The organism is Streptomyces sp. CB02056 (assembly GCF_001905545.1).
In the GTDB taxonomy this organism is placed as follows: domain Bacteria; phylum Actinomycetota; class Actinomycetes; order Streptomycetales; family Streptomycetaceae; genus Kitasatospora.
In genome coordinates this window covers 254118-278633 of sequence record NZ_LIPD01000011.1, presented here as the reverse complement: position 1 = coordinate 278633, position 24516 = coordinate 254118, and the positions used below count along the sequence as shown (strand labels likewise).

The 24516-nt window shown below is 76.4% G+C and carries 6 protein-coding genes and 1 pseudogene; 1 reads left to right on the top strand and 6 read right to left on the bottom strand.

Annotation, left to right across the window (positions count from 1 at the left end; all coding sequences use genetic code 11):
- Window positions 1-68 precede the first annotated feature (68 nt).
- The 6 genes from AMK13_RS29145 to AMK13_RS29120 all read right to left on the bottom strand — a co-directional run bounded on the left by AMK13_RS29145 (window position 69) and on the right by AMK13_RS29120 (window position 7234).
- Window positions 69-638, bottom strand: coding sequence for a Pycsar system effector family protein (locus AMK13_RS29145; RefSeq protein ID WP_074004769.1), 570 nt, complete (start codon window positions 636-638; stop codon window positions 69-71).
- A gap of 6 nt (window positions 639-644) precedes the next feature.
- Window positions 645-1892 (bottom strand): hypothetical protein, encoded by a 1248-nt coding sequence (locus AMK13_RS29140; protein ID WP_074004768.1) that lies wholly within the window; start codon window positions 1890-1892, stop codon window positions 645-647.
- Window positions 1889-4567, bottom strand: coding sequence for a hypothetical protein (locus tag AMK13_RS29135; RefSeq protein WP_198959455.1), 2679 nt, complete (start codon window positions 4565-4567; stop codon window positions 1889-1891). Before AMK13_RS29135 ends, AMK13_RS29140 begins: the two co-directional genes overlap by 4 nt.
- On the bottom strand, window positions 4560-5411 hold the full coding sequence (locus AMK13_RS29130) for a hypothetical protein (protein ID WP_074004766.1): 852 nt from the start codon (window positions 5409-5411) through the stop codon (window positions 4560-4562). Before AMK13_RS29130 ends, AMK13_RS29135 begins: the two co-directional genes overlap by 8 nt.
- 91 nt (window positions 5412-5502) lie before the next feature.
- Window positions 5503-6240, bottom strand: coding sequence for a Crp/Fnr family transcriptional regulator (locus AMK13_RS29125; protein ID WP_074004765.1), 738 nt, complete (start codon window positions 6238-6240; stop codon window positions 5503-5505).
- A gap of 235 nt (window positions 6241-6475) precedes the next feature.
- Entirely contained in the window at window positions 6476-7234 is a 759-nt protein-coding gene (locus AMK13_RS29120; RefSeq protein ID WP_074004764.1) for a thioesterase II family protein, read from the bottom strand.
- Between the two features lie 286 nt (window positions 7235-7520).
- On the opposite strand from AMK13_RS29120, the pseudogene AMK13_RS45290 reads away from it, so the two are divergent.
- A pseudogene (locus AMK13_RS45290) lies at window positions 7521-24287 on the top strand (SDR family NAD(P)-dependent oxidoreductase); the annotation flags it as partial.
- Window positions 24288-24516 lie beyond the last annotated feature (229 nt).

Below are 24516 nucleotides of genomic sequence, written 5' to 3'. Positions count from 1 at the left end.
GTGGCAGGCGGTCGGGGTCTGGCGGTCGAGGTAGGGCGGTCGAGGTGGGGCGGTCGGGGCCGGGCGGCTCAGGTGAGCAGGATTCCGGCGGTGGCGAGGACCGAGCCGGGGGCCAGGCAGGCGACGCCCCAGCGGATCCGGCGGTACTTGGCGGCCAGGATGGTGCTGACGTCGACGGCTTGGACGAGCAGCCAGTCGAGCGGGTCCCGGCCGGCCGCGACGATCTGTTCGGTGAGCGCGGGCCGGCCCTCGGAGGTGAGCAGGTCACCGAAGAAGGTCACGCCGTCGTGGTCGCGCAGGGTTCCGGTGCGGGGCAGGATCGCCCGGACCAGCGCGACCGCCCCGGCGGCCCAGAACACGCCGCCGAGCGCGAGCAGGACGGCGGCGAGCGTCCCGGGCCGGCCGTCGGCCCAGTTGCGGTCCAGGAGCAGGGCGGGCAGGCCGAGGGCGGCGGTGAGCAGGATCGAGGACTTGGTGTCGGCCCGTCCGATGTCCTCGCGGACGACGCACAGGAGGCGGTCCGCGACGAAGCGGGCCTCGTCCGAGCAGGGGACGGGTTCGGGGACGGGTTCGGGGGCGGGCGCGGGGGCGGGTTCGGGGGCGGGCGCGGGTGCTGGGGCGGGTCCGGTAGCGGTCATGAGCGGTCAGCTCCTGTCACCGGGGGACCACGGGCGGCGGTCCCGGTCGTCGTCGTGGTCGTCGTGGCGGTCCCTGCGGCGGTCGTCCTCGGAAGCGGCGTGGTCCTGCGGTGCGGTGTCGGAACCGGTGCGGCCCCAGTCGTCGAAGGCCTCGCTGGGCCGGCGCGCGGGCGGAGCCTGCGCGGGGATCCGGTCCCGGGGGGCGGGTTCGGCCTGCACCCACATAGGGGTGAACGCCGGGCCGCCGTCCCGGCGGTCGTCCCGGCCGCCGTGGCCGCTCCCCGGGAGCTCGGGCCTCGCCGCCGGCTCCCGGATCGGCGGCCGGCCGAAGGAGCCCTCGATGCGATACGCGGGCGTTCCCAGCAACTCCCGTACCTGCGCCTCCAGTTCGGCCGACTGGATGACGCCCTTCTCGACCAGCCGCAGGGTGTGCTCCAGCAGCTCGTGCTTGTCCGCGCGGGACTCCTGGCGCAGCAGCTCCATGAAGGCGCGCGCCTGGTCCGGGTTGTCCGAGAGCATGAAGCAGATCTGGTTCCACTCACCGCCGTCCAGCATCGCCCGGAAGGTGCGCATGCGGATCTGGAGCAAACCGGTGCGGTGGTGCTCCGCCGCCACCTCGCGGTCGTAGTCCCGGGCCGTCGTGCGGTCCTCGTAGGCGGAGTTCCGGTCCGCGTCGGCGTGCCGGATGGTCGTGCTGTCCACCGCGACCCGCACGTAGACGTCCGCGTGCAGCCCGAGGTCGTAGCCCAGGTCGTTCCACTGCCCGGTGCGGCAGGCGGAGTTGGCCGCGCGGTCGACCTCGGCGGCGGCGGTCACGGGGTAGCCGGAGCAGATCGCGCGCAGGCGCTCCAGCAGCGGCCCCTTCAGGCGCTCCGCGACGTTCCTGACCTGGCCGTCCACCACCTTGCGGTAGTCGACGACCGACCAGTGCACGTCCACCTCCACCTCGAAGAAGGTGGCGCTGCCGACCGCCGGGATCTGGAGGGACAGCTGGCAGAGGTGGGTGCCCCGGGCCACCTCGCAGATCGTCACCGGCCGGGCGAAGCGCGGGCGGTCGACGTGCTCGGTGCCCATCGCGGTGACCACGCTGTGGCCGCCGTTGCGGTAGAAGTGCACCAGGGCGACCTCGGCGCTCGGCTTGCGGGTGCACTCGGCCGGGCTCCCGTACTCCTTCAGCAGCGGTCCGGCCGGCCGTTCGGGCCGGCCCGCCTTGGCGAGGGCCGGTGGGCCGGCGGCCTGTGGATCGTCCGTCATCGTCGTTCCTCCGTTTCCCTGGTGCCCTCGCCCGGCCGCCCGTCCTCACGGCGGTCCGAGGGCCGCTCCGGTCCGCCGCGCCGGTCGCCGTCAGGGCGGCCGCCGGTGGCGAGGTCCCACAGCTCGCGGGCCCGCGCCGTCGGCAGCGGCTCGTCCGGGTCGCTCATCATGCGTCGCAACAGCCAGTCCAGGAGCCGCCGTTCGCGGTCGGTGCCGACCAGGGCCGGGAGCAGTGCGGCCAGACCGGCCCTGGTGTCCGGGCCGTCCTCGTCGACGGCGGTCCGCAGCCAGAACTCCAGGCAGTCGGTGGCGGCCTCGTAGGAGCGCGGTGTGCGCAGCGCCGTCCACAGCAGGTCGGCCAGCGGGACGGCGCGGTCGGGGCGGGTGGCCGCGAGGGCCAGCGGCAGCGGCCACTCCAGGTACCGGCCCAGGTCCGGCCAGGCCTCGCCGTCCCACACCTCGCCGACCGTGGTCACCGCGAGCCGGACGACCGCCAGCAGGCCCAGGTCCTGGTAGGGCACCCGCTTGTCGGCGGTCCATTCGGCGAGGCGGCGCAGCACGGCCCGGTCGTCGGGGCCGGCGAGCAGCCGGACGATGCCGTGCGAGGCGATCGGCGCCTTGTCACCGTCCTCGTGGGTGCCGATCCGGGCCAGGCCGTCGAGCGCGGCCTCCACGGGCGAGGCGTGGCCGAAGCCGAGCACCAGCGCGGCGGTCCAGCGCAGGTGCGCGGAGGGCGACCTGCTCCAGTCGCCGACGAGGGCGTGGACGGCCGGCCGGTGGCTCTCGTGCCGGGCCGCCTGGTCCAGCACGGTGGCGGCGAAGGCCCGGCGCCGGGCGGCGCGGGCGGTCGCCATCGGCCGGACCAGCTTCTCGTAGCCGGTGGCGAAGTCGCGCGCGCAGAGCTCGCCGGAGGCGAGCGCGGCGCGCACCCAGATCTCGGGCCGGGGGTCGTCGGCGAGCAGCCGCATCCAGCGGACCACCGGCTCGCGGGCCGGGTGGTGCCGGTCCCAGACCTCCGCGAGCACTGCCCCGGACAGGGCCGAGCCCCGGTAGCGGACGATCCGGGCCGGCGCCCGGATGCCCGCCGTCTCCACCTCGCCGTCGGTCAGCTCGGCGCGCAGGGAGGCGAGATCGGAGACCGGGTCGTCGCAGAACAGCGGGCGGGCGGGCGTGTTGCCGGGGTCGCGGGCCACCGCGAGCTCCCAGGTCAGCAGGCGGGCGGCCTCGGCCACCGCACTGTGGGCGGCACCGTTGAGGACCGCCAGGGCGATCCGGGAGGCGGTCGGGTGCAGGACGGCGGCGGCCGACTGCCCGGAGGCCCGGCGGGTGGACGGGCCGGGGGAATCGACCGGGTCGGCGATCTCGCGGTCCGCGCCCGCGAACCACTCCTGGGCCTGCTGCGGGGCCAGGCTGGCGCAGCCCGCGAGGAGTTCCGCGAGGGTCAGCCGGCCGAGCACGTGGGCGGCGGTCAGGTCGGCGAGCAGCTCGGCCTCGGCGGGTCGGAGGTCCTCCAGGCCGACCGCGGAGCGCAGTTCGGCGTCGTCGACGAGCTCGTCGGCCCGCGCGACCAGGTCCTCGGGGGACTCCGCGGCGGCCGCGGCCCCGTCGGCCAGGTGGACGGCGATCCTGGCCCGCAGCAGTTCCTCCGTGGGGGCCGGCGGGCAGATGAGGCCGTACCGGCCGGACAGCAGCGGGGTCGCCGTCGGACCGGCGGCCACCACCAGCACGGCGAAGGAGTCGGAGGCGGAGAGCGCCGTGGCGAGGGCGTCCAGTTCGAACTCGCCCGGGGGCTCGGCGACGCCACCGCGGACGAAGGGGAGTTCGAGCAGGTAGCCGTGCCCGCGCCGGGCGTCGTCGGACACGGTGGCGGCCAGCTGCCGTACGGCGGTCTCCGGGGAGACCCGGGAGACCCGGGACGACGGCTCCGCGACGGCGCCTGCCGCGGGGCCGTCCGTCGGGGCGTCCTGCGCGGCGCCCTCGGCGGACGGCCGGTGCTGCGTCAGCTCGTCGAGCAGGGCGAGCGCGGTGCAGGTCCGCCCGGTGCCGGGGGCGCCGGCGAGCACCAGGACCCGCTGCCGGCGCAGCGTCCGCTGGAGCTCGACGTAGCCCGCCGGCTCCCGGTAGATCCGGCGGACCCGCCGCAGCTCCGCCTCGGGGACCGGTCCGCCGACCCCGCCGACCGCCTGCCGGCTGTCCAGCCGCAGGTGGATGTCGCCGATGTGGGCCTGGTGGAAGACGGTGCGGTCGAACAGGTTGTGGTCGCCGGCCACCCGGTAGGAGCCGCGGGCCTCGCGGTGGGCCCGGGAGGTCGCCCCCAGGCCGGCGGCGGGCCCGCCCTCGTCGTCCTCCTCGTCGAGCAGACTGTCGCGGCTGCGCTCGCGGAACCGGCCGGCGGCCTGCTCGCGTTCGGCGCGCTCCTGCTCCTCGGGGTCCGGACGGCGGCCGTCCCCGACGTGGCCTTCCGGCTGCGGAACGCCGGCTCCGGCGCCCGGCCCGGCGTTCGCCCCCGCGCCCGCTCCCCCGCCGACGGGGGCGGGGCCCTGGTCGGCGGGAGTCCGCGGACGGCCGGCGTCGGAGCCGTTCGGGTCGGAGCCGGCCTCGGGGCGGTCGTCGCCCAGCGGCGGCTTCCACAGGCTCACTTCGGGGGCCTTGACGACGTTCAGCGGCTTAGGCACGGTACGTCCCCCTGACGGTGCGGCCGATGTGCACCGGCCCGTGGTAGACGTTGCCTTCGTTGTTCGACGCATCACCCCCCACGTACACCCCGCCCGGCGCGTGCGGGGCCGCGAGGGTGTCGTCCGCCCCGCCCGGCGCCGCACCCGGTCCGGGGCCCGGCGGGCCGGCGGGCCGGTTGTCGGGCGGGCCGTCGGAGCCGGGCTCCTCCGGCCCCCCGTCGTCCGGCAGCGGTGCCGGCCGGGGCCGGCCGGGCAGCCGGACCCAGGCCGGTGTGGCGCCGTCCTTGAGGCGCAGCCGGGCCGGGGCGTAGTCCTCTGGGTCGACGAAACGGCCGCCGTGGCAGACCACCTCGCGGTAGAGCGAGTCGGAGACGACCACGACCAGGTCGGCCCGGTCCCGGTCGAGCAGCCGGCGGGCCGCCTCCGCGTCGGCGAGCCGGCAGGCGAGGTCGACGGCGTGGCCGCTGATGCCCTGGGCGTCGTGCGTCACCGGGCCGACGTGCAGGGCGATGCGCAGCCCCAGCCGCGTCGCCAACTCCGCGTTCAGCTGACGTAGTTGCTCATGCACCTCGGTGACCCAGACACCGAGGATCCGGGCCGGCGCGATGCCGGGGCCGAGGGCCGCCAGGATGCCGTCGCCCCGGTCCTCCCGGTGGACGGCGCCGGCCGGCACTGCGGCCTCGGTGAACGCCTGGTCGATCACGGCGTACAGCCGCCGGCGCATCCGGGTCTTGCTGGCGTCGTCGTAGGCGCCGGACCTCCGGACGTCCACGCTGACCACCAGCTTGTACACGGCGTCGACTGCGTGGTCGAGCACGGTCACCCCCGCGGTTGTCTTCGACATGCCGCCAGAATCCGGCGCCGCATGCCGGGTTGTCTGTGATGCTTTACATGCGGGCCGGAGTCCCTCCACACCGGTCCCAGGCGTTCGGGTCTCAGGTGTTCGGACGGCCCCCCGGTCCCGGCCCGTACGGCCCCTGGGCGAGCAGCAGGAGCGGGGCGGGGTCGAGGATCTCGACCATCCGGGTGCCGGTGCGCACCAGTCTCTGGTCGCGGAGCAGTTTCAGGGCCTTGGCCACCGCTTCGCGGGTGGCACCGACGGTGGCCGCGAGGTCGTCCTGCGCCAGGTGCACGACGGCGGTCGAACCGCCGCAGGGGCCACGGGAGTCGGCCGTCCGGGCCGTGGCGCCGGTGGCGGAGAGCTCGACGAGGCGCCTGGCCAGGCGCTGGACCACGGTGAGCGAGGCGAAGGCCGAACGCTCGCGGTCGGACTCCCTGAGTCGCGAGGCGAGTTGGGACATCACCTGACTGCCGACCCGGGGGGTCTCGGCCAGGAACCGCCGGAACCGGTCGCCGGGGATCACGAGCGCCTGGACCGTGCCGAGCGCCTGTGCGGTCGCGCTGCGCGGCCGCTCGTCCAACGCGGCCAGCTCGCCCACCAGTTCGCCCGGGCCGCGCAGGCCGAGGACCAGCCGGGTGGCCCCGCGGTCGGTGGCCACGTAGACCATGGACCAGCCGGCCAGCACCAGGAGGACGTGGGTGGTGCGGTCCCCCTCGGAGACCAGGTGCCGCCCGGGAGCGTAGGTCTTCGGGGCTCCGAGTGCGAGAAACGCCTCATGGTCGTGCGCGCTCAGGGTACGGGCGAACGGCAGGTCATCGCCGAGCAGGCCCATGTCACCCCCCAAAGATCGTCAACGGCCTTGGTTCGGTCCGACGTTGGGAGATCGTAGACCTGCCGGAGGCGAACTTCGGCCAAAGCCGCCACAACGCACCCAAGATGGTGCGCAGGGGGTGAATGAGTCTCCTGGGACGCGCGGGGGAAGGGCCCCGGACCGCTCGCGGAGGCGCCGGCTCCGCAACCCCGGCGCCCTCACGGCGACGTACCGGCCGCGCCGCGCCCCGCCGGGTTCAGGAGACCGGCGGCAGCAGGCGGTCGGTGACGATGCGGACGATCTCGCCCTGGTGGTGGGCCAGGTAGAAGTGGCCGCCGGGGAAGACGTGCAGGGCGGAGCCGCCGGTGGTGTGGTCGCGCCAGGACCCGGCCTCGTCGACGGTCGCCTTCTCGTCGCTGTCGCCGACCAGGACGTCGACCGGGCAGGAGAGCGGCGGCCCCGGCCGGTAGCGGTAGGTCTCGACGGCCTTGTAGTCGGCCCGGACCGCGGGGAGGATCATCCGCAGCAGCTCCGGGTCCTGCAGGGCCCGCGGGTCGGTGCCGTCCAGCTTGCGGAGTTCCGCGACGATGCCGTCGACGCCGCGGAGGTGGACGTCCTCGTCCCGGTGCCGGGAGGGTGCGCGGCGGCCGGAGGCGAACAGGGCGACCGGCGGGGTGCCGAGGTCCTCCAGGCGCCGGGCGACCTCGAAGCCGACGACCGCGCCCATGCTGTGGCCGAACAGGGCGAGCGGCAGGTCGCGGTGGGGCAGCAGCGCCTCGGTGACCTGCTCGGCCAGCGCCTCGACGGTCTCGACGCAGGGTTCGTGGCGCCGGTCCTGCCGCCCCGGGTACTGGACCGCGAGGACCTCGATCCCGGCCGCCGTGGCGGCGGACATCGGGTACCAGTAGCTCGCCGACCCTCCCGCGTGGGGCAGGCAGACCAGGCGGACGCGGGCGTCCGGGGCCGGGTGGAAGCGGCGGATCCAGCTGTCGGCCGCGCCGTCGGTGAGCGTCATGGTGTTCCGGTGGTCCCTTCTGGACGGGGTCCTCGCCCCGCCGGCGGGTCCTCCCCACTCCGAGCCTGGTGCAGGCCGGACGGCCGGACAACCCCTCACCACCACCCCCCTTCTCCCGCGGCGGAGCCGGCCGGGACAAGGGCCCGTAGGGGAACCGTAGGGGTGCGGCCCCCGCGGACGGCTGGACGAGACTGCCACGGGATACCGAATGATGCGTCACCCCTCTCTGTTCTCCGGGAGTCCCCAGCCTCCCGTGCTGTTTCCGCGTGCCCAAGGAGCCGTTGACATGCCGCGTACCGAGCTGATCAGGCCGCTGCCCGAACTGCTGCGCTCCCAGGCCGCGTCGCTGCGCGACAAGCCGGCCTTCCGGGACGGCCGCCGGTCCGTGGGCTACGCCGAGCTGGAGCTCCGGACCGGACGGCTGGCCGGCCACCTGGCGGCCCTGGGCCTGGGCCGCGGCGGGCGGGTGGCGATCCACCTGGACGCCGGTGTCGAGGTGGTGGAGGCCTACCTGGCCGCCGTCCGGGCCGCCGGTGTCGCCGTCCCGGTCAACCCGCACTCCAGCGACGAGGAGCTGGCCCACATCCTGGACGACAGCGGCGCCGCCGTGGTCGTCACCGACGCCCGCCACCTGGACCAGGTGCTGCGGCTGCGGGCCGACCGGCCCGGGCTGCTGGTGGTCGTCTCCGGTCCGACGGCGCAGGCGCCGCAGGGGCCGCAGGCGGCGCGGGACCTGCCGTCGTTCGAGGCGCTGGCCACCGTCGAGCCCCCGGTGCCGCCGCGCGACGACCTCGGCCTGGACGAGACCGCCTTCATGCTCTACACCTCGGGCTCCACCGGCGCCCCCAAGGGCGTGCTGTCGACCCAGCGCAGCTGCCTGTGGTCGGTGGCGTCCTGCTACGCGCCGCTGCTCGGGCTCTCCCGCGACGACCTGGTGCTCTGGCCGCTGCCGCTGTTCCACAGCCTGGCGCACATCGTCTGCGTGGTCGGCGTCACCGCGACCGGCGCGACCGCGCACATCATGCCGGGCTTCTCCGCGGACGAGGTGCTGGCCGAGCTGCGCGGCGACGCGTACACCTTCCTCGCCGGGGTGCCCGCCCTCTACCACCACCTGCTGCGGGAGGCCGACGCCGGGCGGCTGGACATGCCGCGGCTGCGGGTCTGCCTGTCGACCGGCGCGGTCACCTCGGCCTCGCTGGCCCGGGACTTCGAGGACGCGTTCGGCATCCCGCTGCTCAACAGCTACGGCTCCACCGAGACCTGCGGCGCGATCGCGACCGAGGCGCCGGGCGCCGAGCGGGTCTCCGGTTCGTGCGGCCTGCCGGTCCCCGGCCTGGAGGTGCGGGTGGTCGACCCGGAGACCGGGATCGACACCGACCCCGGGACGGAGGGCGAGGTGTGGGTGCGCGGGCCGAGCCTGATGCAGGGCTACCACAACCGGCCGGAGGCCACCGCCGAGGCGCTGCGGGACGGTTGGTACCGGACCGGCGACCTGGCGGTCCGGGCGGCCGGCGGCCAGCTGACGATCAGCGGGCGGCGCAAGGAGCTGATCATCCGGGGCGGGGAGAACATCCACCCGGGCGAGATCGAGGACGTCGTCCGCACGGTGCCCGGTGTGCTGGACGTCGCCGTGGCGGGCCGGCCGGACGAGGTGCTCGGCGAGGTGCCGGTCGCGTTCGTGGTCGCCGCGCCGGAGGGCGTCGACGCCGAGCTGGTCTTCGCCGCCTGCGCCGAGCAGCTGTCCTGGTTCAAGGTGCCGCAGGAGGTCCGGGCGATCGCCGCCGTGCCGCGCACCGCCTCGGGCAAGGTCACCCGGCACCGGCTGTTCGACCAGCCCGGCACCCTGCTCGGCGCCCGGGGTGTCCGGCAGGAGTCGCTGTACCGGATGGACTGGGTGCCGCTGCCCGCCGGGCCCGTGGAGCCGGTGCGCGCCGCGCTGCTGGGGAGCCCGTCGGACGGAGCCGCCCGGCTGAACGAACTGGACGGACTTGACGGCCTGGACGGCCTGGCGGTCGACCGCTACGCCGACCTGGCGGAGCTCACCGCGGCCGGTGCGCCCGAGGTCGTCTACCTGCCCTGGCCCGCCGCCGGCGCGGAGCCGGTCGCGGACGCGGCCCGGCGGACCGCCCGCGAGGCCGCCGAACTGCTGACCCGCTGGCTCGCCGACGACCGGCTGCGGGAGACCCGCCTGGTGGTGCTGACCCGGGGCGCGCTGGCCGTGCACCCGGGCGAGGAGGTCCCGGGGCTGGCGCAGGCTCCGCTCTGGGGGCTGCTGCGCGCCGCGCAGACCGCGCACCCCGGCCGCTTCACCGTGGCCGACCTGGACGGCGAGGCCGCCTCCGCGGCCGCCCTGCCGGCCGGTCTGGCCACCGGCGAGCCGCAGTTCGCCGTCCGCGGCGGGGTGCTGCGGGCGCCCCGCCTGGTGCCGGTCACCGCCGCCGCGTCCGGCCGCCGCCTCGACGGCACCGTGCTGGTCACCGGCGCCGGCGGGACGGCCGCGGCCGCGATCGCCCGGCGGCTGGTCGCCGAGCACGGCGTCCGGCACCTGGTGCTGGCCTCCACCACCCCCGACTCGGCCGCGCTGGCCGTGGAGTTGAGCGAGTCCGGCGCGGAGGTCACCCTGGCCGCCTGCGACGCCGCCGACCGCGCGTCCGTCGCCGAGCTGCTCGCGGGCGTCCCGGCCGAGCACCCGCTCACCGCGGTGGTGCACGCGGCCGGCTCCCCCGGGCTGGCCGCCGGCGGGCAGGCCGACCGCTGGGTGCGGACCGGCGTCGACGGCGCGGTGGCCCTGCACGAGCTCACCGCCGGGCTCGACCTGACGGCCTTCCTGCTGGTCTCCTCCACCGGTGCCCTGCGGGGCGCGGACGACGGCGACCACGGCGGCTGCGCCGCGTTCCTGGACGCGCTGGCCCAGCACCGCCGCGCCACCGGCCGGCACGCCGTGTCGCTGGCCTGGGACACCACCGACCCGGGCGCCGTGTCCGACGCCGAGCTGGGTGCGCTGCTGGACTCCGCGCTGGGCGGCGCCGACACCCCCGTGGTCGCCACCCGGGACACCACCGGCGTCCTCTTCCGCGACCCGGCCGCCGCCGACGGCGCGGCGGACACCGTGTTCGCCGCCCGGCTGCGCGCGCTGCCCCGGGCGGAGGCCCGGCAGACGCTGCTCGGCCTGGTGCGGGCCGAGGCGGCCGGGGTGCTCGGCCGGGGCCTGCCGCGGACGATCGCGCCCGAGCGGGCCTTCAAGGACCTCGGGGTGGACTCCGCCTCGGCCGTCCGGCTGCGCAACCGGCTGCGGACCGCGCTCGGCCTGCGCCTCCCGGCGACCGTGGTCTTCGACCACCCCACCCCGGCCCGGCTGGCCGGCTTCCTGCTCGCCGGACTCCTCGACGAGGCACCGGCCCCGGCCGCCCCCGCCCGTCCGGCGGTGGCGGCGGACGAGGACCCGATCGCGATCGTCGCGATGAGCTGCCGCTACCCGGGCGGGGCGATCACCCCCGAGGCCCTGTGGCAGCTGGTCGCCGAGGGCCGGGACGCCGTCTCGGAGTTCCCGACGGACCGCGGCTGGGACACCGACGCCCTGTTCGGCGGCGCCCCCGGCTCGGCCGGCAGCTCCTCGGTCCGGGAGGGCGGATTCCTCTACGACAGCGCCGACTTCGACCCCGACTTCTTCGGCATCAGCCCGCGCGAGGCCCTCGCCATGGACCCGCAGCAGCGGCTGCTGCTGGAGACCTCCTGGGAGGCCATGGAACGGGCCGGGATCGACCCGGAGGCCCTGCGCGGCAGCCGGACCGGCGTGTTCACCGGCGTGATGTTCCACGACTACGCCAGCCGGCTGCCCCGGGTGCCCGAGGAGGTGGAGGGGTACCTCGGCACCGGCACCGCGGGCAGCGTCGCCTCCGGCCGGGTGTCGTACACCTTCGGCTTCGAGGGCCCGGCGATCACCGTGGACACCGCCTGCTCCTCCTCCCTGGTGGCCCTGCACCTGGCGGTCGCGGCCCTGCGGCGCGGGGAGTGCGACCTGGCCCTGGCGGGCGGCGTGGCGCTGATGGCGACGCCCGAGGTGTTCGTCGAGTTCAGCCGCCAGCGCGGCCTCGCCGAGGACGGGCGCTGCAAGTCCTTCGCCGCCTCCGCCGACGGCACCGGCTGGGCCGAGGGTGCGGGTGTGCTGCTGGTCGAGCGGCTGTCGGACGCCCGCCGCAACGGGCACCCGGTGCTGGCCCTGGTCCGCGGCACGGCGGTGAACCAGGACGGCGCGTCCAACGGGCTGACCGCCCCGAGCGGCCCGGCGCAGGAGCGGGTGATCCGCGAGGCGCTGGCCGCCGCGGGCCTGGCCCCGGCCGAGGTCGACGCCGTCGAGGCGCACGGCACCGGCACGAAGCTGGGCGACCCGATCGAGGCCAACGCCCTCCTCGCCACCTACGGCCAGGGCCGCGAACTTCCGCTGCTGCTCGGCTCGTTGAAGTCGAACATCGGGCACGCCCAGGCGGCCGCCGGGGTCGGCGGCATCATCAAGATGGTGCTGGCGATGCGGCACGGGGTGCTCCCCCGCACCCTGCACGTGGACGAGCCCACCCCGCACGTCGACTGGACGGCCGGAGCGGTCGAGCTGCTGACCGAGGACCGGGAGTGGCCGGAGACCGGCCGTCCGCGCCGGGCCGGCGTCTCCTCCTTCGGCGTCAGCGGCACCAACGCCCATGTCATCATCGAACAGCCCGTCGTGGAGGAAGGCCCCACCGGCGAGCCCGCCGCGCACGGCGTGCTGCCGCTGCTGCTGTCCGCGAAGTCGGCGGACGCCCTGCGCGCCCAGGCCGCGCTGCTCCAGGAGTCCGAGGCCGCCCCGATCGACCTCGCCCACTCGCTGGCGACGACCCGCTCGCTGTTCAACCACCGTGCGGTGGTGCTCGGTTCGGACCGCACCGAGCTGACCGAAGGCCTCCGGGCGCTCTCCGAGGGCACCGAGAGCGCCACCGTGCTGACCGGTACGGCGGACGCCACCGGCGGGACCGTCTTCGTGTTCCCCGGGCAGGGCTCGCAGTGGGTCGGGATGGCCGTCGAACTCCTCGACAGCGAGCCGGTGTTCGCCGCGCGGATCGCCGAATGCGCCGACGCCCTGGCCGAGTTCACCGACTGGAACCTGATCGACGTCCTGCGCGGCGCCGATGGTGCCCCCGGCTACGACCGGGTGGACGTCGTCCAGCCCGCCCTCTGGGCCGTCATGGTCTCCCTCGCCGCGCTCTGGCAGGCGCACGGCGTCCAGCCCGACGCCGTCATCGGCCACTCCCAGGGCGAGATCGCCGCCGCCACCGTCGCCGGCGCCCTCACCCTCCAGGACGGCGCCCGCGTCGTCGCCCTGCGCTCCCAGGCCATCACCGCCATCGCCGGAAACGGCGGCATGGTGTCGCTCTCCCAGTCCGCCGAGGACGCGCTCGCCACCATCGCGCCGTGGGCCGACCGCGTCTCCGTCGCGGCCGTCAACGGCCCCTCCTCCGCCGTCGTCGCCGGGGACGCCGACGCCCTGGACGAGCTGCTGCGGCGGTGCGCCGACGACGGCACCCAGGCCCGCCGGGTCACCGTGGACTACGCCTCGCACTCGGCCCATGTCGAGGCCCTGCACGCCGAGTTGCTCGACCTGCTCGCCCCCGTCGCCCCGCGCGGCGCCGACATCCCGTTCTGGTCCACCGTCGACAGCCGCTGGCTGGACACCACGACGATGGACGCCGCCTACTGGTACCGCAACCTCCGCCAGACCGTCCGACTCGCCGACGCCACCCAGCAGTTGGCCGACCAGGGCCACGACCTCTTCATCGAGGTCAGCCCCCACCCCGTCCTCACCGGCGCCATCCAGGACACCCTCCACCACACCACCGCCCACACCCTCGGCACCCTGCGCCGCGACCACGGCGGCACCCGCCGCTTCCTCACCTCCCTCGCCGAAGCCCACGTCCACGGCGCCCCCGCCGACTTCACCCCGCTCCTCACCGACGGCCACCGCACCGACCTCCCCACCTACCCCTTCCAGCGCAACCGCTACTGGCTGGAGGCGGCCCCCGGCGCGTCGGACGTGACCGCCGTCGGTCTGGCCGCGGCCGACCACCCGATGCTCGGCGCGGCCGTCCCGCTCGCCGACGGCCACGGCCACCTGCTGACCGGCCTGATCTCGCGCACCACCCACCCGTGGCTGGCCGACCACACCGTGATGGGCACCACCCTGCTGCCCGGGACCGCCATGGTGGACCTGGCCGTCCGGGCCGGTGACGAGGTCGGCTGCGGCCGCCTCGACGAACTCACCCTGGAAGCCCCGCTGGTGCTGCCCGAGCAGGGCGCCGTCCAGGTCCAGGTGGTGGTCGGCGAGGCCGACGCCACCGGCGCCCGGCCGGTCGGCCTGCACTCGCGGCCGCAGGACGCCGCGGCCTCCCGGCCGTGGACCCGGCACGCCGCGGGCACCCTCTCCCCCGCCGCTCCCGCCGCCCCCGCGGACCTCACCCAGTGGCCGCCGGCCGGCGCCGAACCGCTGCCGGTCGAGGACCTGTACGAGCGGCTGCCCGCCGGGTACGGACCGGCGTTCCAGGGTGTCCGCGCGGCCTGGCGGCGCGGCGAGGAGGTGTTCAGCGAGGTCGTGCTGAGCGAGGAGGTCGCCGACCGGTCGGCCCGCTACGGGCTGCACCCCGCGCTGCTGGACGCCGCCCTGCACGCCATGGACCTCGGCGCCGTCCGGCACCGCGAGGAGTCCGCCGAGGGCCACCTGGCGTTCGCCTGGAGCGGGGTCTCGCTGCACGCCGCCGGCGCGACCGCCCTGCGGGTCCGGCTCTCCCCGGCCGGTCTGGACTCGGTCGCCCTGGAGGCCTCGGACGAGCACGGCGTGCCGGTGGTCTCGGTGGACGGCCTGGCCGTCCGGCCGGTCTCGGCCGACCAGCTGCGCGCGGTCCACGCCGGGCCCGACGGCGACTCGCTGTTCCGCGTCGACTGGACGGACCTGCCCGGGGCCGCCCCGGTCACCGGCCGCTACGCCCTGGTCGGCGAGGACGCCCTCGGCCTGGCCGCCGGGCTCACCGCGGCGGGCAGCACGGTGGACGCGTACCCCGACCTGGCCGCCCTCGCCGCCGCCGACGGCGCCGCCCCCGACACCGTCCTGCTGCCCCTCGCACCGGGCGCCGCACCGGAGTTGGTCCCCGCCGTGCGGGCGGCCACCCACGCGCTGCTGGGCCTGCTCCAGCAGTGGCTCGCCGAGGAGCGCTTCGCCGAGAGCCGCCTGGTCGTGCTCACCCGGGGCGCGGTGGCCGGGGACGGCCCGGGCGACGGCCTGCCGGACCTGGTGACCGCCCCGCTCTGGGGCCTGGTCCGCTCGGCGCAGTCCGAGCACCCGGACCGCATCGTCCTGGTCGACCTGGACGAGCAGGACGCCTCCTACCGCGCCCTGCCCGCCGCCCTGGCCGGCGACGAGCCGCAACTGCTGCTGCACGACGGCTCGGTACGGGCCGCGCGGCTCACCCGGGTCCGGCCCGCCGAGCAGGGCGCCCCCGCGCTCGACCCGAACGGGACGGCCCTGGTCACCGGGGCCACCGGCGGCCTCGGCGTGCTCGCCGCCCGCCACCTGGTCGCCGCCCACGGCGTCCGGCACCTGCTGCTGACCAGCCGCCGCGGCGAGGCCGCCGAGGGCGCCGCCGAACTCCTCGCCGAGCTGCGCGCGACGGGCGCCGAGGTCACCCTGGCCGCCTGCGACGTCGCCGACCGCTCCGCCCTCGCCGAGTTGCTCGCCGCCGTCCCCGCCGAGCACCCGCTCACCGCCGTGGTGCACACCGCCGGGATCGTCGACGACGGCGTGATCGAGACGCTCACCGACGGGCAGTTCGACCGGGTGCTCGCGCCCAAGCTCTCCGGCGCGCTCAACCTGGCCGAGCTCACCCGCGACGCGGACCTGGCCGCCTTCGTGCTGTACTCCTCCGCCGCCGCCGTGTTCGGCGCCGGCGGGCAGGCCAACTACGCCGCCGCCAACGCCTTCCTCGACGCCTACGCCCGGCACCTGCGAGCCGAGGGCCGGTCGGCCGTCTCGCTGGCCTGGGGCCTGTGGGCGGAGCGCAACGGCATGGGCGGCCGGCTCACCGGCACCGACCTGCGCCGGATGGCCGGCGTCGGCACCGCGGCGCTCTCCGCCGAGGAGGGCCTCGCCCTGCTGGACGCCGCCCGCGCGGCCGGTGAACCGGCGCTGATGCCGATCCGGCTCGACCTGGCCGCCGTACGCGCCCAGTCCGACGCCGTCCACCCGCTGCTGCGCGGCCTGGTCCGCACCCGCTCGGGCCGTCGGCGGCCGACCCACCGGGCCGGCGGCTCGGCCCTCGCCCAGCGGCTGGCCGGGCTGACCGGGCCCGAGTGCGACCGGGAGCTGCTGGACCTCGTCCGCGCCACCGCCGGCACCGTGCTCGGGTACCCGGCCGGCACGGCCGTGGACCCCGAACGGACCTTCAAGGAGCTGGGCTTCGACTCGCTCACCGCGGTCGAGCTCCGCAACCGCCTGCACGGCTCGACGGGCCTGCGCCTGCCCGCCACGCTGATCTTCAACTACCCGACCCCGAAGGCCCTGGCCGGCCACCTGCGCGAGCAGGTGCTCGGCGACCGGCTCCCGGCCGCCGCACCGGCCGCGGCCACCACCGCGGCGGCCCGGGACGACGACCCGATCGCGATCGTCGGCATGGGCTGCCGCTTCCCGGGCGGCGTGCGCACCCCGGAGGACCTGTGGGAGCTGGTCCTCGCCGGGCGCGACGCGGTCGGCGCCCTGCCGACCGACCGCGGCTGGGACCTCGACGGGCTCTACGACCCCGACCCCGACCGGGTCGGCACCTCGTACACCCGCGAGGGCGGATTCCTGTACGACGTGGCCGAGTTCGACGCGGCGTTCTTCGGGATCAGCCCGCGCGAGGCGCACGCCATGGACCCGCAGCAGCGGCTGCTGCTGGAGACCTCCTGGGAGGCCTTCGAGCGGGCCGGCGTCGACCCGGTGTCCGTCCGGGGCGGGCAGGTCGGCGTGTTCGTCGGCACCCACGGCCAGGACTACGGCACCCTGCTGGCCGCCGCCCCGCCCGGCAACGAGGGCTACCTGGTCACCGGCAACGCGGCCAGCGTGGTCTCCGGCCGGATCTCCTACGCGCTCGGCCTGGAAGGGCCGGCCGTGACCATCGACACCGCCTGCTCCTCCTCCCTGGTGGCGCTCCACCTCGCCGTCCAGGCGCTGCGCGCCGGCGAGTGCTCGATGGCGCTCGCGGCCGGTGCCGCCGTGATGGCCACCCCCGAGGGCCTGGTGGCGTTCAGCCGCCAGCGCGGCCTCGCCGAGGACGGGCGCTGCAAGGCCTTCGCGGCGGCCGCCGACGGCTTCGGCATGGCCGAGGGCGTGGGCGTGCTGCTGGTCGAGCGACTGTCGGACGCCCGCCGCAACGGGCACCCGGTGCTGGCGGTCGTCCGGGCCACCGCGATCAACCAGGACGGCGCCTCCAACGGGCTCACCGCCCCCAACGGCCCCGCCCAGGAACGCGTCATACGCCAGGCCCTGGCCACCGCCGGCCTCACCGCCGCCGACGTGGACGCCGTCGAGGCGCACGGCACCGGCACCCGGCTCGGCGACCCGATCGAGGCCAACGCGCTCCTCGCCACCTACGGCCAGGACCGCGAACTGCCGCTCCAGCTCGGCTCGGTGAAGTCCAACCTCGGCCACACCCAGAGCGCGGCGGGCGCGGCGGGCATCATCAAGATGGTGCTGGCGATGCGGCACGGGGTGCTACCCCGCACCCTGCACGTGGACGAGCCCACCCCGCACGTCGACTGGTCGGCGGGCGCGGTGGAGCTGCTCACCGAGGAGCGGGAGTGGCCGGAGACCGGCCGCCCGCGCCGGGCCGGCGTCTCCTCCTTCGGCGTCAGCGGCACCAACGCCCACGTCATCCTCGAACAGCCCTCCCCGGAGGCCCCGGCGGGCGAACCGACGGCGCACGGCGTGCTGCCGCTGCTGCTGTCCGCGAAGTCGGCGGACGCCCTGCGCGCCCAGGCCGCGCTGCTCCAGGAGTCCGAGGCCGCCCCGCTCGACCTCGCCCACTCGCTGGCGACGACCCGCTCGCTGTTCAACCACCGTGCGGTGGTGCTCGGTTCGGACCGCACCGAGCTGACCGAAGGCCTCCGGGCGCTCGCCGAGGGCACCGAGAGCGCCGCCGTGGTCGAGGGCACCGTCTCCACCACCGGACGCACGGTGTTCGTGTTCCCCGGGCAGGGCTCCCAGTGGGTCGGGATGGCCGTCGAACTCCTCGACACCGAGCCGGTGTTCGCCGCACGGATCACCGAATGCGCCGACGCCCTCGCCGAGTTCACCGACTGGAACCTGATCGACGTCCTGCGCGGCGCCGACGGCGCACCCGGCTACGACCGGGTGGACGTCGTCCAGCCCGCCCTCTGGGCCGTCATGGTCTCCCTCGCCACCCTCTGGCAGGCCCACGGCATCGAGCCCGACGCCGTCATCGGCCACTCCCAGGGCGAGATCGCCGCCGCCACCGTCGCCGGCGCCCTCACCCTCCAGGACGGCGCACGCGTCGTGGCCCTGCGCTCCCAGGCCATCACCGCCATCGCCGGAAACGGCGGCATGGTCTCCGTCGCCCTCCCGGCCGAGGACATCGACCTCACCCCCTGGCACGACCGCATCTCCGTCGCCGCCGTCAACGGCCCCTCCTCGGCGGTCGTCGCCGGGGACGCCGACGCCCTCGACGAACTCGTCGAGCGCTTCACGGCGGACGGCATCCGTGCCCGCCGGGTCACCGTGGACTACGCCTCGCACTCGGCCCATGTCGAGGCCCTGCAGGCCGAGTTGCTCGACCTGCTCGCCCCCGTCACCCCGCGCGGCGCCGACATCCCGTTCTGGTCCACCGTCGACAGCCGCTGGCTGGACACCACGACGATGGACGCCGCCTACTGGTACCGCAACCTCCGCCAGACCGTCCGACTCGCCGACGCCACCCGGCAGTTGGCCGAGCAGGGCCACGACCTCTTCATCGAGGTCAGCCCCCACCCCGTCCTCACCGGCGCCATCCAGGACACCCTGCACCACACCACCGCCCACACCCTCGGCACCCTGCGCCGCGACCACGGCGGCACCCGCCGCTTCCTCACCTCCCTCGCCGAAGCCCACGTCCACGGCGCCCCCGCCGACTTCACCCCGCTCCTCACCACCGGCCACCGCACCGACCTCCCCACCTACCCCTTCCAGCGCAACCGCTACTGGCTGGACACCGTGGCCGGTGCGGCCGCCGTCACCACGGCGGGCCTCACCGCCCCCGAGCACCCCCTGCTCGGCGCGGCCGTGCCGCTCGCGGACGGCCACGGCCACCTGCTGACCGGGCTGCTCTCCCGGCACAGCACGCCGTGGCTGGCCGACCACACCGTGATGGGCGCGACCCTGCTGCCCGGAACGGCGTTCCTGGAGCTGGCCGTCCGGGCCGGCGACGAGGTCGGCTACGGCCGCCTCGACGAACTCACCCTGGAAGCCCCGCTGGTCCTGCCCGAGCGCGGCGGGGTCCGGCTCCAGGTCCTGGTCGGCGCGGAGCAGGACGGCCTCCGTCCGCTGCGGATCGACTCCCGCCCGGCCGACGCCGCCGAGGACGAGCCGTGGACCCGGCACGCCTCGGGCACGCTCTCCGCGGCCACCGACGCGGCCCTCGACGCGGCAGCCGACGAGTCCGCCGCGGACCTCACCGCCTGGCCGCCGGCCGGCGCGACCCCGCTGGACGTCACCGACGCCTACCAGCGGCTCGCCGACGCCGGGGTGGACTACGGCCCGGCCTTCCAGGGCCTGCGGGCCGCCTGGCAGCACGGCGACCAGGTCTACGCCGAGGTCGCCCTGCCCGCCACCGAGCAGGCCGCGGCCGCCCGCTACGGGCTGCACCCGGCGCTGCTGGACGCCGCCCTGCACGCGATGGGCCTGGTGCCGGACGCCGAACAGGGCAGGCTCGCCTTCTCCTGGGCCGGGATCCGGCTGCACGCGAGCGGCGCGACCGCGCTGCGCGTCCGGCTGGCCCGGACGGCTCCGGAGACCCTGTCGCTGACCGTCGCGGACCTCGGCGGCGCGCCCGTCGCCTCGGTGGACTCGCTGCTGCTGCGGCCCGTCTCCGCCGAGCGGCTGCGCACCGCCGACCGGGCCGTGCGCGAGTCGCTGCTGCGGGTCGAGTGGCTGCCGGTGCCGGCCGGCGACCCGGCCGCCCGCTCCTGGACGCTCCTCGGCACCGACCGCGCCGACAGCGCCGACGGCACGGACAGCACCGACCGCACGGACGGCGCCGGCAGCACGGACTGCCTGGCCGCCCTGGCCGAGCTGGGCTCGGCGGTGGACGCCGGCGCGGCCGTGCCCGACGTGGTCGCGGTGGAACTCGCCCCGTACCAGGGGTCCGAGGCGACGGACGAGCTGGCCGCCGCGGTCGGTGCGACGACCGTACGGGTGCTGCGACTCGTCCAGGAGTGGCTGGTGGACCCGCGGTTCGCCGAGGCCCGGCTGGCCGTGCTGACCCGCGGCGCGGTCGCCACCGGGGAGGGTGCGCCCGATCCGGTCCTGGCCGCCGTGTGGGGCCTGGTCCGGTCCGCGCAGTCGGAGAACCCGGACCGGCTGGTCCTGGTCGACCACGACGGCGGTGAACTGCCGCTGGCCGCACTGCCGGTGGACACCGAGCCGCAGCTGGCCGTCCGGCGGGGCGCCCTGCTCGCCCCGCGCCTGGCCAAGGCGCCGACCGCCGCCGGGAAGGCGGGTGCTGGTGCGCAGGTCCCGCTGGACGTCTCCGGGACCGTCCTGGTCACCGGCGCGATCGGCGGCCTGGGCGAGCTGACCGCCCGCCACCTGGTCGCCGCCCACGGCGCCCGGCACCTGCTGCTGACCAGCCGGCGCGGCCCGGCGGCCGAGGGCGCCGCCGAACTCCTCGCCGAGCTGCGCGCGGCGGGCGCCGAGGTCACCCTGGCCGCCTGCGACGTCGCCGACCGCCGGCAGCTCGCCGAGCTGCTCGCCGCCGTCCCCGCCGAGCGCCCGCTCACCGCCGTGGTGCACACCGCGGGCGTGGTGGACGACGGAACCGTCCTCTCCCTCTCCCCCGAGCAGTTCAACCGGGTGCTCGCACCCAAGGTCACCGGCGCGCTCAACCTGCACGAACTGGCGGGCGACGTCGGCGGGTTCGTCCTCTTCTCGGCCGCGGCCGGTGTGCTCGGCAACCCCGGGCAGGCCAACTACGCCGCCGCCAACTGCTTCCTGGACGCGCTGGCGCAGCGCCGCCGCGCCCAGGGCCGGCCGGCCGTCTCGATGGCCTGGGGCCTGTGGCAGGAGCGGTCCGGCATGGCCGGGCGCCTCGTCGACGCCGACCTGGAGCGGATCGTGCGGGGCGGCGCGGTGCCGATGAGCGCCGAGACCGGACTGGCCCTGTTCGACGCGGCCGTGGCCTCGGGCGAGGCGGTGCTGGTGCCGATCCAGCTGGACCGGGCCCACCTGCGCGGCCGGGCGGCCACCGTCCCCGCGCTGCTGCGCGGCCTGGCCTCCGGTGGCCCGGGCCGCCGCACGGCCGGCGCCCCGGACGCCGCTCCGGCGGGCGGTCTGGCCGGGCGCCTGGCCGGGCTCTCCGGCGAGGACCGCCGGCGGACCGTGCTGGACCTGGTCCGCGGCCACGTCGCCGCGGTACTCGGGCACGACTCGGGCGACGCCGTCGAGGAGGAGAAGGCGCTCAAGGAGCTGGGCTTCGACTCGCTGACCGCGGTGGAACTGCGCAACCGGCTCAACTCCGCGACCGGGCTGCGCCTTCCGGCGACCCTGGTGTTCAACCACCCGACGCCGCGCGCGCTCGCCGCGCACCTGGTCGAGGAGCTGCTCGGCGCGGACGCGGACGACTCCGCCCCGGCCCCGGCCGCGGTGGCGGTCACGGCCGACCCCGACGAGCCGATCGCGATCGTCGCGATGAGCTGCCGCTTCCCCGGGGGGATCGCCACCCCGGAGGCACTGTGGGAGGTGCTCGCCGAGGGCGGTTCGGTGCTCTCGGAGTTCCCGGCCGACCGCGGCTGGGACCTGGAGGGCATCTACCACCCCGAGCCGGGCACCCCGGGCCGCACCTACACCCGGACCGGCGGCTTCCTGACCGACGTGGCCGGGTTCGACCCGGCGTTCTTCGGGATCAACCGCCGTGAGGCGCTGGCGATGGACCCCCAGCAGCGCCTGCTGCTGGAGACCTCCTGGGAGGCCTTCGAACGGGCCGGGATCGACCCGCTCGGCCTGCGCGGCAGCCGGACCGGCGTGTACGCGGGCATGGTCTACCACGACTACGCGACCTGGGTTCAGGACGTGCCCGAGGAGGTCGACGGCTACCTCGGCAACGGCAGCGCGGCCAGCGTGGCCACCGGCCGGGTGGCGTACGCGCTGGGCCTGGAGGGCCCGGCCGTCACCGTGGACACCGCCTGCTCCTCCTCGCTGGTGGCGCTGCACTTCGCGGCGGCCGCCCTGCGGCGCGGCGAGTGCGACCTGGCGCTGGCCGGCGGCGTGACCGTGATGTCCACGCCGAAGCTGCTGATCGAGTTCGCCCGCCAGCGCGGCCTCGCCGAGGACGGCCGCTGCAAGGCCTTCGCGGCCGGCGCCGACGGCACCGGGTTCTCCGAGGGCATCGGCATGCTGCTGGTCGAGCGGCTGTCGGACGCCCGCCGCAACGGGCACCCCGTGCTGGCGGTGCTGCGCGGCAGCGCCGTCAACCAGGACGGCGCCTCCAACGGGCTCACCGCCCCGAACGGCACCGCGCAGGAGCGGGTGATCCGCCAGGCGCTGGCCGCCGCCGGTCTCGCCGCGGGCGAGGTCGACGTGGTGGAGGCGCACGGCACGGGCACGAAGCTGGGCGACCCGATCGAGGCCCAGGCACTGCTGGCCACCTACGGCCAGGACCGCGAACTGCCTTTGCTGCTCGGCTCGGTGAAGTCCAACCTCGGCCACACCCAGGCCGCGGCGGGCGTCGCCGGGGTGATCAAGACGGTGCTCGCGATGCGCAACGGGGTCCTGCCGGGCACCCTGCACGTCGACGAGCCCTCGCCGCACGTGGACTGGACGGCCGGAGCGGTCGAGCTGGCCACTGCGACGCGGGACTGGCCGGAGACCGGCCGCCCGCGCCGGGCCGGCGTCTCCTCCTTCGGCATCAGCGGCACCAACGCCCACCTCGTCCTGGAGCAGGGCGACCCGGCGCCGACGGCCCCCGAGCGGAGCCACGAGGGCCCGGCCGTACGGCCGTTGGTGCTCGCCGGCCGGTCCGAGGAGGCGCTGCGCGGCCAGGCCGGGCGACTGCTGGAGCTGGTCGAGGAGCGGCCGGAGCTGCACCCGGCCGACCTCGGGCTCTCCCTGGCCACCACGCGCTCGCAGTTCCCGCACCGGGGTGCCGTGGTCGCCGCGGACCGGGACGGCCTGCTGGCCGGGCTGCGGGCCCTGGCCGCCGGGACGCCGCAGGCGCCCGGGGTGCTGAGGGCGGTGGCGGCCTCGGGCCGGACGGCCTTCCTGTTCACCGGCCAGGGCGCCCAACGCACCGGCATGGGAAGCGAGTTGTACGCGGCGTACCCCGCGTTCGCGGCGGCGTTCGACGAGGTCTGCGCGGAGCTGGACCGCCACTTGGAGCGCCCGCTGCGCGAGGTGATCGCCGAGGGCGGCGAACTCCTGGACCGTACGGGCTGGACCCAGCCTGCCCTGTTCGCCGTCGAGGTCGCCCTCTACCGCCTGGTCGAATCCTGGGGCGTCCGGCCGCACTTCCTGGCCGGTCACTCGATCGGCGAGGTCGCGGCCTTCCATGTGGCCGGTGTGCTGTCCCTTCCGGACGCCGCCCGCCTCATCACCGCCCGCGCCCGTCTGATGGAGCACCTCCCCACCGGCGGGGCCATGGTGGCGCTCCGGGCCGGCGAGGAGGAGGTCCTGCCGCTGCTCACCGAGCGGGTCTCGATCGCCGCCGTCAACGGCCCCCGCTCCCTGGTCATCGCCGGTGACGCCACCGAAGTCCGGGCCGTCGCCGCACAGTTCGACAAGGCCCGCGAACTGCGCGTCAGCCACGCCTTCCACTCCCCGCTCATGGAGCCGATGCTCGACGAGTTCCGCGACGTCCTCGCCCAACTCACCTACCACGCCCCCGCCATCCCGATCGTCTCCACCCTCACCGGCCGACCCGCCACCACCGACCAGCTCACCGACCCCGACTACTGGATCCGCCACGCCCGCCACACCGTCCGCTTCCACGACGCCGTGGAGACACTGCTGGCGGAGGGCGTCACCACCTTCCTGGAGCTCGGCCCCGACGGTGTGCTCACCGCCATGGGCCAGGAGTTCCTGGATGGCACGGCGGCCGGCGGCCGGGCGGCCCTGGTCGCCGCGCAACGCCGGGACCGCTCCGAGGAGTTCGCCCTGGCGTCCGCGCTGGCCGCGCTGCACCTGCGCGGCGTGCCGGTGGACTGGACGGCGTTCCACGCGGACGGCCACAGGGTCGACCTGCCGACCTACGCCTTCCAGCGCGGGCGGTACTGGCTGGACGTCGTCCAGCCGAAGGCCGCGGCCGGGACGGCCGACCCGCTGGACGCCTCCTTCTGGGCGGCCGTCGAGCAGCAGGACGAGGCCTCGCTGGCCGCCGTCCTGCGGCTGGAGGGCGACGGCGGGGACCTCCCGTCCGAACTGCGGGCCGCGCTGCCGCTGCTCGCCGCCTGGCGGCGCGCCGCCAGGACGGACGCCCCCGCGCCGCGGTCGGCCGACGCGCAGGACGCCGACGCGCCGGGCACCGGTGAGCGGCCGGACCGGTCCGCCGGGCTGCGGGAGCGGCTCGCCGGACTCACCGAGCCGGAGCGCGACGAGCTGCTGCTGGAGCTGGTCGAGGAGTGCGTCGCCGGCGTGCTCGGCGAGGCCCCGCACAGCGGCCTCGACCCCGAGTGCGGCTTCCTGGAGCAGGGCTTCGACTCCCTGACCGCGGTCGAGCTGCGCAAGCTGCTCACCGACGCCACCGGTCTGCGCCTGAGCAGCACGCTGATCTTCGACTACCCGACCCCCGCCGCCCTCGCCAAGCAGCTGCGCACCGCGCTGGACCCCGAGCTGCCGGGCGTCGGCCCGGCCGCGGGCGACGGCGCCGGGGCGACCGGCACCGCCGAGGCGGTCGGCGACGAGCTGATCGACGACATGGATCTGGCCGAGCTGCTCCGCCTGGCCCGCGACAACTCCTAGGCGGCCCCGGTGATCCGCGCCGAGTACCCGGCGCGGATCACCGCCCCCCTAGCCCCGACCTGAGCTT

What these genes read in the sequence shown, in the direction of transcription:
- AMK13_RS29130 (WP_074004766.1), bottom strand. Translation starts at nt 5,411, where the DNA reads ATGTCGAAGACAACCGCGGGGGTGACCGTGCTCGACCACGCAGTCGAC.
- AMK13_RS29140 (WP_074004768.1), bottom strand. Translation starts at nt 1,892, where the DNA reads ATGACGGACGATCCACAGGCCGCCGGCCCACCGGCCCTCGCCAAGGCG.
- AMK13_RS29145 (WP_074004769.1), bottom strand. Translation starts at nt 638, where the DNA reads ATGACCGCTACCGGACCCGCCCCAGCACCCGCGCCCGCCCCCGAACCC.
- AMK13_RS29120 (WP_074004764.1), bottom strand. Translation starts at nt 7,234, where the DNA reads ATGACGCTCACCGACGGCGCGGCCGACAGCTGGATCCGCCGCTTCCAC.
- AMK13_RS29125 (WP_074004765.1), bottom strand. Translation starts at nt 6,240, where the DNA reads ATGGGCCTGCTCGGCGATGACCTGCCGTTCGCCCGTACCCTGAGCGCG.